Source organism: Pseudomonas sp. LBUM1641, from assembly GCF_059716235.1.
The window spans coordinates 4,596,815-4,607,955 of the sequence record NZ_CP166815.1; the positions used below are offsets into that span (position 1 = coordinate 4,596,815).

At 60.8% G+C, this 11,141-nt stretch carries 9 protein-coding genes; 3 read left to right on the forward strand and 6 right to left on the reverse strand.

Annotated features, from left to right (window positions below; translation table 11 throughout):
* The 3 genes from ACA046_RS21285 to fmdA are packed head-to-tail and all read right to left on the reverse strand — an operon-like array spanning position 1 to position 2,639.
* A complete protein-coding gene (locus ACA046_RS21285; RefSeq protein WP_497674904.1) occupies positions 1-1,044 on the reverse strand; it encodes an aliphatic amidase in 1,044 nt (347 codons plus the stop codon).
* 15 nt (positions 1,045-1,059) lie between these two features.
* Positions 1,060-1,407, reverse strand: a complete 348-nt coding sequence (locus ACA046_RS21290) for an FmdB family zinc ribbon protein (RefSeq protein ID WP_459022210.1) — start codon at positions 1,405-1,407, stop codon at positions 1,060-1,062.
* A 2-nt stretch (positions 1,408-1,409) separates the two neighbouring features.
* Entirely contained in the window at positions 1,410-2,639 is a 1,230-nt protein-coding gene (gene fmdA / locus ACA046_RS21295) for a formamidase (RefSeq protein ID WP_459022212.1), read from the reverse strand.
* 971 nt (positions 2,640-3,610) lie between these two features.
* Between fmdA and ACA046_RS21300 the strand changes: the two genes are divergently transcribed.
* Positions 3,611-4,861: an IS256 family transposase gene (locus ACA046_RS21300; protein ID WP_497674398.1), complete on the forward strand. Its 1,251-nt coding sequence runs from the start codon at positions 3,611-3,613 to the stop codon at positions 4,859-4,861.
* Between the two features lie 95 nt (positions 4,862-4,956).
* Here the strand turns inward: ACA046_RS21300 and ACA046_RS21305 are convergent, their stop codons facing one another.
* Positions 4,957-5,427, reverse strand: coding sequence for an Lrp/AsnC family transcriptional regulator (locus tag ACA046_RS21305; RefSeq protein WP_076016699.1), 471 nt, complete (start codon positions 5,425-5,427; stop codon positions 4,957-4,959).
* Positions 5,428-5,551: 124 nt separating this feature from the next.
* On the opposite strand from ACA046_RS21305, the gene ACA046_RS21310 reads away from it, so the two are divergent.
* Together ACA046_RS21310 and ACA046_RS21315 are read left to right on the forward strand one after the other, a co-directional pair.
* Entirely contained in the window at positions 5,552-6,796 is a 1,245-nt protein-coding gene (locus tag ACA046_RS21310) for a methionine gamma-lyase (protein WP_459022214.1), read from the forward strand.
* Between the two features lie 185 nt (positions 6,797-6,981).
* Complete coding sequence (locus ACA046_RS21315) at positions 6,982-7,683, forward strand: helix-turn-helix transcriptional regulator (protein ID WP_459022216.1); 702 nt, start codon at positions 6,982-6,984, stop codon at positions 7,681-7,683.
* A gap of 123 nt (positions 7,684-7,806) precedes the next feature.
* Here ACA046_RS21315 and ACA046_RS21320 read toward each other — a convergent pair whose 3' ends face one another.
* Together ACA046_RS21320 and macA are read right to left on the reverse strand one after the other, a co-directional pair.
* Positions 7,807-9,765 carry a MacB family efflux pump subunit gene (locus ACA046_RS21320; protein WP_497674905.1) on the reverse strand — a complete coding sequence of 653 codons (1,959 nt, stop codon included), beginning with the start codon at positions 9,763-9,765 and terminating at the stop codon, positions 7,807-7,809.
* Positions 9,766-9,768: 3 nt separating this feature from the next.
* A complete protein-coding gene (macA, locus tag ACA046_RS21325) occupies positions 9,769-10,920 on the reverse strand; it encodes a macrolide transporter subunit MacA (RefSeq protein ID WP_318301993.1) in 1,152 nt (383 codons plus the stop codon).
* Positions 10,921-11,141: the final 221 nt, after the last annotated feature.

Genomic DNA, 11,141 nt, shown 5'->3' on the forward strand with positions numbered 1-11,141 from the left:
TCAACCCGCCGTTTTTTCTTTACCGCCATGGGGCAACTGCCCCACCGGGCATTCAGCGACACCCACGGTGCTGCGGGTAAATGCCTCGACATTTTCCTGGGCCTTTTGCGCGTCCAGCACCCAGGTGCGATAGAACTCGAACGGGCAATCCGCCACGCCCTTGTCCCCGTTGCCCGAGGCGTGCATGCCGGTGTAGCCACGGTGCAGCAGCTTGAACAGATGGTTCTGCGACTGATCATTCGCCCGCGCATCGCGGATCTGTGACACCGACAACTGGGCGTACTGAATGCCCATTTCTTCCTCGCCGCACTCCCCCAGGGTACGGCCATCGAAACCAATGATCGCCGAGTGCCCGAAGTACGAATACACCCCGTCGAACCCCGCCGCATTTGCCACCGCCACGTAGCAGTTGTTTGCCCAGGCCATGCTCTTGGACATCTGCACCTGCTGCTCCTTGGCCGGGTACATATAGCCCTGGCAACGCACGATCAGCTCGGCGCCTTTCATTGCACAGTCGCGCCAGATCTCCGGATAGTTGCCGTCGTCGCAGATGATCAGGCTGATCTTCATACCCTTGGGCCCATCGCACACGTAGGTGCGGTCGCCCGGGTACCAACCCTCGATCGGGCACCACGGGATGCACTTGCGATAACGCTGGACGATCTCCCCCAGGTTATTGATCAACACCAGCGTGTTGTACGGCGCCTTGTGCGGATGTTCTTCATGGCGCTCACCGGTCAGGGAAAACACGCCCCAGGTATTGGCCTGGCGACAGGCCGCCGAGAAAATCGCCGTCTCCTCGCCGGGAATGCTCGCGGCGGTGGCCATCATCTCGTCGTGGTCGTACATGATGCCCATGGTGCTGTATTCGGGGAACACCACCAGGTCCATGCCGGGCAAACCCTGCTTCATGCCGACGATGATCTCGGCAATCTTCTTCGCGTTATCGATGACCTCGGCCTTGCTGTGCAGGCGCGGCATCTTGTAGTTCACAACAGCAACGCCGACCGTGTCCGGGCTGCTGGAAATATCGCCATGGCGCATTGCAAATCTCCTCGGTCAGTGACTGATCATCCAGGGCCGTGGCCCGGTCTTGGTCTTGAGCCCCAGCGGGTTGGCCTTGCTCGGCACCACCGGTTTACTGCTGCCACAGCAACTGCAGCCCGCCGGGTGCTTGCGCGCCTCCTGATACTCACCGACGGTTTGCGGCGCGTGGGCGCTGCGTTCATTGCCGGCGATTGCCTTGCGCTGGTTGGCCGACAAGCTGGTCAGCGCCGGTGCCGACAACTGCAACGGCCCGCCCGGGCTGTCGCAGTACGGGCACTGGCTGGGCTCGTGACGCTGGGCCATCGGCCGCAACATCGTGAAGGTGCCGCAGGACTCACAGGCATATTCGTAGGTCGGCATGGCTACAGGTCCGGTGCGATGGGCAGGTCGATGCTGCCGTCGAGGAACTTGGTGGGGCCGTTGGCGTTGGGGTTGATGTCGAACTCGAAGATTTCAGTCGGCAGCCACAACGTCGCGCAGGCGTTGGGAATGTCCACCACGCCGCTGATATGCCCCTGCACCGGCGCCGAGCCGAGCAACGCATAACCCTGGGCCGGCGAGTAGCCGAACTTGGTCAGGTAGTTGATCGCATTCAGGCAGGCCTGACGGTAGGCGACATTGACGTCGAGGTAGTGCTGCTGGCCCTGTTCGTCGACAGAGATGCCTTCGAAGATCAGGTAGTTCTTGTAATTCGGGGTGATCGGGCTTGGCTTGAACACCGGGTTCTTGATCCCGTACTTGGCCATGCCGCCTTTGATCAGCTCGACCTTCATGTGCACCCAGCCGGCCATTTCGATGGCGCCGCAAAAGGTGATTTCGCCGTCGCCCTGGCTGAAGTGCAAGTCCCCCACCGACAGGCCGGCGCCGTTGACGTAGACCGGGAAATAGATCTTCGAACCGCGGGACAAATCTTTGATATCGCAGTTGCCGCCATGCTCACGGGGCGGCACCGTGCGGGCACCGGTGGCGGCGGCGTCGTCACGGGCCGAGCCCTTGAGTTTGCCCATGTGTGCGGTGGCGGCCAGCGGGGCGTTGGCCAGGGGTGGTACGCGGGTCGGGTTGGTGTCGATCAGTTCCTGCTCGCGGCGGTTCCAGTCGGCGAGCATCACCGGGTCGGGCAGGCAGCCGATCAGGCCGGGGTGGATCAGGCCGGCGAAGTTCACGCCAGGGATATGCCGGGAGCTGGTGAACATGCCCTTGAAGTCCCAGATGGCTTTTTGCGCGCTGGGGAAGTGATCGGTGAGGAAGCCGCCGCCGTTCTGGCGGGAGAAGAAGCCGTTGAAACCCCACTGGGAGTCGGCTTTGGCGCCGATGTCGAGCAGGTCGACCACCAGCAGGTCACCGGGTTCGGCGCCGTGTACGCCCACCGGGCCGGAGAGGTAGTGCACGGTGGAGAGGTCGACGTCGCGCACGTCGCTGGCGTCGTCGTTGTTCTTGATAGCGCCGGCGGTCCAGTCGTAGGTTTCGAGGATGAAATCATCGCCGGGTTTGACCCAGCAGGCCATCGGGATATCCGGGTGCCAACGGTTGTGGATTTGCTCGTTTTCGGTGACGGGTTGGTTGAGGTCGACTTTGATCAGGGTGTCGGTCATCGAGGTGCTCCCGGAGGTGGCTTGGCTGTGGGAGCAGTCTCGCGGGGATGGGGTTGGGCGGGGAATACGTTGGATGACGTATGCGTCTTTGGGGTTGGGGGCATATCCGTTATTTAGGTAACGGCCGCGTATGGTTCCGCTCTTACAGCGGCTCACTTTTGAACAGCGCAAAAGTAAGCAAAACGCTCTTGCCCCACCACTCGGCACCTCGCTAATGCTCGGTGTGCCCTCAGCTCCGGCAGCACGAAGCGGGCCGCCGCGACGGGGCGTCCCTGCCCCGTCGCGGCTAAACCGGCGTCCTGCCGGTTTACCCGCTCCGTACTGCCTGCGTTCGGCCAGCGTGGTTTAACGGGGCGCCTAAGATCAAAATCAAAAGCAGATCAACAGCACAGCGGCCTACCGGCCGGCTTGAGTGTAGTGAAGCAACAGCAACAGCAAAATCAGAAGCTAAAGCGGGCACGGTCCAAATGTGGGAGCGGGCTTGCTCGCGAAGGTCGTTAACGATGACGTGGGCATTCTGGTTCAACGCGGCGTTCTCAGGTTTTTCGCGAGCAAGCCCGCTCCCACAGAAAAGCAGCCCTGCTTTCGCTCTGGATCTTGCCTCTGCTTCTAACACTCAAGCCGGCCTGTAGGCCGCTGTGCACTTGCTTTTGATCTGCTTGTGATCTTGATCTGCGGGCCCCGTTAACCACGATGGCCGCAAGCAGGCACGGTGGAGCGGGTAAATCGGCAGGGAAGCCGATTTAGCCGCGCCGGGCCATGGATGGCCCGTCGCGGCGGCCCGCGGAATCGGGCCGGAGTGCGGGCATGCCGAGCCCAGGCGAGGCACCGAGTGGTGGGGCAAAGACCTTTTGGTTACTTTTGGGGCGTTTGCCAAAAGTGACCCGCTGTAAGAGCGGAACCATACGCGGCCGTTACCGGGGGTGTCAGAAATTTTGTGTTCGGGCATACCATGAGCAAGAGGTGCATGTATGCCAACCAAAAAGAAACCACCGCTGCGTGAACTACCAAAAATCCCGAAAGAGCTGCTCGAGCAGTTCGCTGACGGCATGATGACCGCCGAGGCCATCGAAGACGCCTCAGCGGCTTTCAAGAAGGCTCTGATCGAGCGAGCCTTGAATGCCGAGCTCGGCCATCACCTGGGCTATCCGCCGGGCGCGCAGCGCCCAGAGGATGAAACCAACCAGCGTAATGGCAAAAGCGGCAAGACGGTTCTCACGGGCGATGGGCCGCTCCGGCTGGATATTCCGCGTGACCGGGACGGCAGTTTTTCGCCCATTCTGATCCCCAAGCACGAACGCCGTTACACCGGTTTCGATGACAAGATCATCGCTATGTACGCCCGCGGCATGACGGTCAGAGAGATCCGCGCGTTTCTCTCCGAGCAGTACGGTACGGACGTTTCGCCTGATTTCATCAGCTCGGTGACCGACGAGGTCATGGCTGAGATCGGCGCATGGCAACAGAGGCCCTTGGAGCCGATGTATCCGGTTATTTTCTTCGATGCCCTGCGGGTCAAAATCCGCGAAGAAGGACTGGTGCGTAATAAGGCGATCTACTTGGCACTGGGTGTTCTGCCTGACGGCACACGGGATATTCTCGGCATTTGGATCGAAAATACCGAGGGCGCCAAGTTCTGGATGAAGGTGTTCAACGACCTCAAAACACGCGGTATTGAAGATGTACTGATCGCCGTGACAGATGGACTCAAAGGCATGCCAGAAGCCCTTGGCGCTGTCTTTCCAGCGACGACACTGCAAACCTGCATTGTTCATCTGATCCGTAACAGCCTTGATTACGCAGCGTGGGATAAGCGTCGCGAACTGGCCAAGGCGCTCAAGCCGATCTACCAGGCGGTCACCGCCGAAGCGGCTGAACAGGCGCTGGACGCGTTTGAAACCGGGCCCTGGGGCAAGCAATACCCGACGGTAGTGGCTGCTTGGCGAAGGGCCTGGGATCGAGTCATTCCATTTTTCGTCTTCCCGCCAGCAATCCGAAAAGTGATCTACACCACCAACGCCATCGAGAGCATCAACGCTCAGCTACGAAAGATCATCAAGACTCGCGGCCACTTCCCGACCGACGATGCGGCAACCAAACTGATCTGGCTCGGGCTGCGAAATATCACTGCAAACTGGGGCTCGGCGGCCCATGACTGGAAAAGTGCGATGAATCAATTTGCGATTCTGTACGGAGATCGATTTATCAGGCCAACCTGGTAAAAGCACGGCCTGCCTGACGGCAGGCCGTTACCGGCCCGCACACAAAAAAACTGACAGTCCCCCGTTACCTAAATAACGGATATGCACACCGTCAATCACTCAGGAAGCGGAATCACCCGCAACGGCCGCACCGACTTATAAGAAAAACTCGAATAAATCTCCTTAACACACGGCAAACTCTGCAACACCTCCCGCGCAAACTCCCCAAACGACTCCAGATCCTTCGCCACCACTTCCAACAAAAAATCATACCTCCCCGAAACGTTATGACACGCCACAATCTCGGGAATCTCCAGCAGCCTTTGCTCAAACGCCCGGGCAACTTCGCGGGAGTGCGTGTCCATCATGATGCTGACAAACGCCGTCACCCCATACCCCAGCGCCTTGGGCGACAAGATCGCCTGATACCCCCCGATCACCCCGCTGTCCTCAAGGTTCTTCACCCGCCGCCAACACGGCGAAGTGGTCAGCGACACCCGCTCCGCCAACTCCGCCACCGTCAACCGCGCATTGCCCTGCAAGGCGTTTAAAAGCGCCTTGTCAGTCCGATCCAGATTCATGGGCATACCTTGCCTCAAAACGTCGTTTTTATTGTTTTTCATCCCAATCTACCGGCTTTTCCCAGCAAACTATGGAACGTTCAGCCGCGATTATAAGCATAGCATTGTAGGAAATAAGGAGCGTCCGGCCATGAAAAATAAACACAATACGTTCGGCTTTTCCACCCGTGCCATCCACCACGGCTACGATCCCCAGGACCACCACGGCGCCCTCGTGCCACCCATCTATCTATCGGCCACCTTCGCCTTCCCCACCGCCGAATACGGTGCCGCCTGCTTTGCCGGTGAAGAGAACGGGCACTTCTACACCCGCATCTCCAACCCCACCCTGGCCCTGCTGGAAGCGCGCATGGCCACCCTGGAAAACGGCGAAGCCGCCGTAGCCTTCAGCTCCGGCATGGGCGCAATTGCCGCGACGTTCTGGACCCTGCTGCGCCCCGGTGACGAAATCATCGTCAGCCAGACCCTCTACGGCTGCACCTTCGCCCTGCTGCATCACGGCATCGGCGAATTCGGCATCAAGGTGCGCCACGTCGACCTCACCGACCTGGCCGCCCTGCGCGAGGCCATCAACCCGGCCACGCGCATGATCTATTTCGAAACCCCGGCCAACCCCAACCTGCAACTGGTGGACATCGCCGCCGTCGCCGAAATCGCCCACCAGCAACCCGGCATCACCGTGGTGGTGGACAACACCTACTGCACGCCCTACCTGCAACGCCCGCTGGAAATGGGTGCTGACGTGGTGGTGCACTCGGCGACGAAATACCTCAGCGGCCACGGCGATATCACCGCCGGCATCGCCGTCAGCAGCCAGGCCCTGGCCCAGCGCATTCGCCTGCAAGGGCTCAAGGACCTGACCGGCGCGGTGATGTCGCCTCAAGATGCCGCCCTGCTGATGCGCGGCCTCAAGACCCTGGCCCTGCGCATGGACCGCCATTGCAGCAACGCCCTGGCCATCGCCGAAGCCTTGCAGGCCCACCCCTTGGTGGAATGGGTGACTTACCCCGGCTTGCGCTCCTTCCCCCAATACGAATTGGCCGCCCGGCAGATGAAGCAGTCCGGCGGCATGATCGCGTTTGAACTCAAGGGCGGCATCGAGATGGGCCGGCAATTCATGAACGCCCTCAAGCTGTTCACCCGGGCGGTGAGCCTGGGGGACGCCGAGTCACTGGCCCAGCACCCGGCCAGCATGACCCACTCCACCTACACCCCGGAACAACGCGCCCACCACGGGATTTCCGAGGGGCTGGTGCGGCTGTCGGCGGGCCTTGAGGATGTCGCCGATCTGTTGGCGGACGTTGAGCAGGCACTGCACGCCTGCGCCCTGAAACCGAAATCCAGGGTTGTGCAGCAAAACGTTCATCACGCTTGAGGTAAATTCACAACCAGGCGCGACGTTTACCAATAGCCCGGCCTGAAAAGGTCGGGCTTTTCCCGTTGCGCCCTGCACCGCAAAAAATTTGATCCATTCATTGGCCCGTTTGCGAAAGCCTGTACTAGCATACGAGGCGGCAGTCATGGAGATCACTGCCCTGTACGCCGCCCTCATTGAAACTCATGGATGAAATGATGAACTCACACCTGTTCCCCCACATTGGCAAAGTCATCGCCAGCACCGGCAGCCGACATTTCCCGCGCATGCTGCATGACCTGATCCTCACCCAACTGGCGGTCGATGCCACGCACATCACCCAAATGCCCGTGAGCCCAAGGGAACAAGCCCCGCGCAAGGCCGGCGGTTCGCGAATGCTCGGGATCAGCCCGGTGTATACCGACCCGGTGCCCGGGCTCGACGAAGCCCAGGCCGCCGCACAATTGCACCTGACCCGGCGCAAGGATGACGTCAGCTACGTGCTGTCGGTGTATCGCTCGAACCCCTCCGAAAGCTTTTCCCAGCAGGAACGGATCATCCTGCAAGACTTCTCCTCATTGCTGCTGCCGATGGTTGAAAAGCACATCAGCGCCCTGCAACCCTGCGGCCCCGACAGTGAAGCGCCGCAGCAACCAGGCATCGACACCTTGCGCCGGCGCTTTGAAGAACGCCTCGCGCAATCGGGGCTGGCCCTGTCCAGCCGTGAACTGGAGGTGTGCGTGGGGCTGCTGGCCGGGCGCACTGCGCCGGAACTGGCGGAGCAGTTGGCGTTGAAGGTCAACACCATCGAAAGCTACCTCAAGCGGGCGGCGATCAAGATGGGCATCAGTGGCCGGCATTCGTTGATGCGGTGGATGTACTCCACAGAAGAAAACGCCACTCTCTAGAACACCGCAGGACAAATGTGGGAGCGGGCTTGCTCGCGAATGCGGTGTGTCAGTCAATACATGTGTGACTGATCCACCGCATTCGCGAGCAAGCCCGCTCCCACATTTTGATCTCTACCTGGCTTAATCCCGGGCCAGGGCTTCAATCGGATCCAACCGCGCCGCATTCCTCGCCGGCACAAACCCGAACACAATCCCGATCAACGTCGAACACGCAAACGCCGTCACCACCGACCCCAGGGAAAACACCATTTCCCACTCTTTCACAAACAACGAAAACAGATAGCCAATGGCGAATGACAGCGAGATGCCGATCATCCCGCCAATCAGGCAGACCATCACCGCTTCCACCAGGAACTGCTGGCGAATATCCGACTGCCGCGCGCCCACCGCCATGCGAATCCCGATCTCGCGGGTACGCTCGGTCACCGACACCAGCATGATATTCATCACCCCGATGCCCCCCACCAGCAACGAAATCACCGCGATCAACGACAGCAGCAACGCCAGGGAGCGGCTGGTTTTCTGTACCGTCTGCATGATGCTGTCGAGGTTGTTGGTAAAGAAATCCTTGGTGCCGTGGCGCTGCAACATCAGCTTGGTGACGTTCTCTTCCACCACTTTGCTCGGCTGGCCGTCCTTGATACGCACGGTGATGCTGTCCAGATGGCGCTGGCCCAACAGCCGCCCGGCCGCCGTCTCATACGGCACCCACACGTTCAGTGCCTTGCTGGCGGCAAACATGTTTTTGTTGTCCGCCGTCACCCCGATCACCGTGCACGGCAGGCTGCCCACCAGGATCACCTGGCCCAATGGATCCACCCCGGGCCCGAACAACCGATGGCGCGTATTGTGGTCGATCACCACCACCTGGGCCTGACGCCGGGCGTCGCTTTCGCTGAAGGTAATCCCGGCTTCGAGTTTCAGGCCCTTGACCTGGAAGTAGCGGTCGCTGACGCCATTGACCTGGGCATCCAGGTCGATGTTGCCGTAGCGCAATAACAGGTTGCGCCCCACCACCGGCGTCGCACTGTCGACGTAATACAGCTGGTTCAGCGCCTCCACATCCGACGGCAACAATGTCTCGATGGCCGAAGCGCGGCTGTCGCCGAAACTCTTGCCGGGGAAGATATCGATGGTGTTGCTGCCAATGGCCTGGATGTCCTTGAGCACATAGCGCTTCGCGCCTTCACCGATGGCCGAGATCGACACCACCGAGGTAATGCCGATGACGATGCCGAGCATGGTCAGCAAGGTGCGCATGCGATGGGAAATCAGCGCAACCCAGGCCATGTTGAAGGCCTCCTTGAACAGCCCGAGGCTCGCCACCAACTTGCGCGCACCGCTGCGCTTGGGCTCGATGGGCGCTTCGGTGGGCAGGCCGAGGCCGACGCTCTCATTGGCGCGGTCACTGACGATCTCGCCATCGCGCACCTCAATGATCCGCTGGGCATTCGCCGCGACTTTCGGGTCGTGGGTGACGATGATCACGGTGTGCCCGGCGGCGTGCAGCTCGGCCAGGATGCGCATCACTTCCTTGCCGCTGTGGGTGTCGAGGGCCCCGGTGGGTTCATCGGCGAGGATCACTTCGCCGCCGTTCATCAAGGCCCGGGCGATACTCACCCGCTGCTGCTGGCCGCCGGAAAGCTGGCTCGGCCGATGGGTCAGATGCCCCGACAAACCCAGGCGTGCCAGCAACTCCCCTGCCCGGCTATGCCGCGCGGTTTCCGGGGTACCGGCATAAATCGCCGGCATCTCCACGTTGTGCAACGCGCTCAAATGCGCCAGCAAGTGGTAACGCTGAAAGATAAAACCGAAGTAGTCGCGGCGCAGTTCGGCCAATTGCTCATCCCCCAGGGTGCGGGTTTCGATGCCGTTGATCTTGTAGCTGCCGGCGGTGGCGTAGTCGAGGCCGCCGAGGATGTTCATCAGGGTCGATTTACCCGAGCCCGAGGCGCCGGTGATCGCGACCATTTCTCCGGCATGGATGGTCAGGTCGATACCCTTGAGCGCAATGAATTCGCGGTCACCGGCCATGAAACTGCGGACGATGCCTTTAAGCTCCAGCAGTGGCTGAGTCATCAATCAGCCCCCCGCCACGGCGGGCGATGGATCACCGATCACCACCTTGTCGCCTTCGGCCAGGCCATCAAGGATCTGCACCTTGACGTTGTTGTTGATGCCGGTCTTCACCTGTCGCGTGTTGGCCTTGCCCTTGGCGTCCAGCACCCGCACCGGGAAGCTGCCGTCGGCATTGCGCGGGCCGAGTGCGGCCACCGGCACGGTCAGTGCAGCCTTGGCGGTGTCGAGCACGATCCGCACCTGGGCAGTCATGGCGATGCGCAGGCGGTGGTCGGGGTTGGGCACGTCGAACAGCGCGTTATAGAACACCGCGGTGTTTTGTTTTGGGGTGCCGGCGGTCTGGGTTTCGAGGAAGTTTTGCGGGGCGGGTTCAGTGCCGCGCAATTTGGCGTAGTAGCGTTTGTCGGCCTCGCCGAGGATGGTGAAGTACACCTGTTGGCCAGGGCTGATATGGATCACGTCGGCCTCGGAGACCTGGGCCTTGACGGTCATGGTGTCCAGGTCTGCCAGCTTGAGCAGGACCGGCGCCAGTTGGCTGGCGATCACAGTCTGGCCTTCCTGGGTGACGATGCCCACCACATCGCCGTCGATCGGCGCGACGATGCGGGTGTAGGCCAGGTTGATCTTGGCGGTGTCGATCTGGATGTGGGCGCTTTTGATCTGGGCGTCGAGGGACATCAGATTGGCGCGCTGTACCTCGTAGTTGGACTCGGCGGTTTCGAAGTCCTGGCGGGACACGGATTCGTCCTCTTGCAGGCCCTGGTAGCGTTCGTAGACGGATTTGGTTTCCTTGAGTTGAGCCGCGGTGGCGCGGCGCTGGGCCTGGAGGTTTTCTTCGTCGACCTCGGCTTTGCGCAGGGTGTTTTGCAGGATCAACGGGTCGATTTCGGCGAGCCATTGGCCCTTCTTGACCTTGTCGCCGACCTTTACCTTCAAGGATTTGAGCTGGCCGGAGACCTGGGCACCGACGTCGACCTGCTTGACGCCTTCGAGCAAGCCGGTGGCCAGGACGGCGTTTTCGATGTCACTGCGTTCGGCGGTGGCGGTCAGGTATTGCGGCGCGTCTGCCGGGGCCTGCACGGTGTAGATAATCAGGCCCGCTGCGACGGTCAACACCAAGGCCAATCCTGCTTTTCGATACTTTGACTTTTCCATAAATGACCATAAGAGGTGTTGAAATGGGTCCGGCTTTTGGCTCGGAGTACATATCCGTTTTTTGGGTAACGGCTGATATAGGTTCCGCTCCTACAGCGGCCAGCGTGGTTTACCGGGGCGCCTAAGATCAAAAGTGGGCACGCTCCAAATGTGGGAGCGGGCTTGCTCGCGAAGGTCGTTAACGATGACGTTTGCATCCTGAATGAACGCGGCGCCCTCAG

What these genes read in the sequence shown, in the direction of transcription:
- ACA046_RS21285 (WP_497674904.1), bottom strand. Translation starts at nt 1,044, where the DNA reads ATGCGCCATGGCGATATTTCCAGCAGCCCGGACACGGTCGGCGTTGCT.
- ACA046_RS21290 (WP_459022210.1), bottom strand. Translation starts at nt 1,407, where the DNA reads ATGCCGACCTACGAATATGCCTGTGAGTCCTGCGGCACCTTCACGATG.
- fmdA (WP_459022212.1), bottom strand. Translation starts at nt 2,639, where the DNA reads ATGACCGACACCCTGATCAAAGTCGACCTCAACCAACCCGTCACCGAA.
- ACA046_RS21300 (WP_497674398.1), top strand. Translation starts at nt 3,611, where the DNA reads ATGCCAACCAAAAAGAAACCACCGCTGCGTGAACTACCAAAAATCCCG.
- ACA046_RS21305 (WP_076016699.1), bottom strand. Translation starts at nt 5,427, where the DNA reads ATGCCCATGAATCTGGATCGGACTGACAAGGCGCTTTTAAACGCCTTG.
- ACA046_RS21310 (WP_459022214.1), top strand. Translation starts at nt 5,552, where the DNA reads ATGAAAAATAAACACAATACGTTCGGCTTTTCCACCCGTGCCATCCAC.
- ACA046_RS21315 (WP_459022216.1), top strand. Translation starts at nt 6,982, where the DNA reads ATGGATGAAATGATGAACTCACACCTGTTCCCCCACATTGGCAAAGTC.
- ACA046_RS21320 (WP_497674905.1), bottom strand. Translation starts at nt 9,765, where the DNA reads ATGACTCAGCCACTGCTGGAGCTTAAAGGCATCGTCCGCAGTTTCATG.
- macA (WP_318301993.1), bottom strand. Translation starts at nt 10,920, where the DNA reads ATGGAAAAGTCAAAGTATCGAAAAGCAGGATTGGCCTTGGTGTTGACC.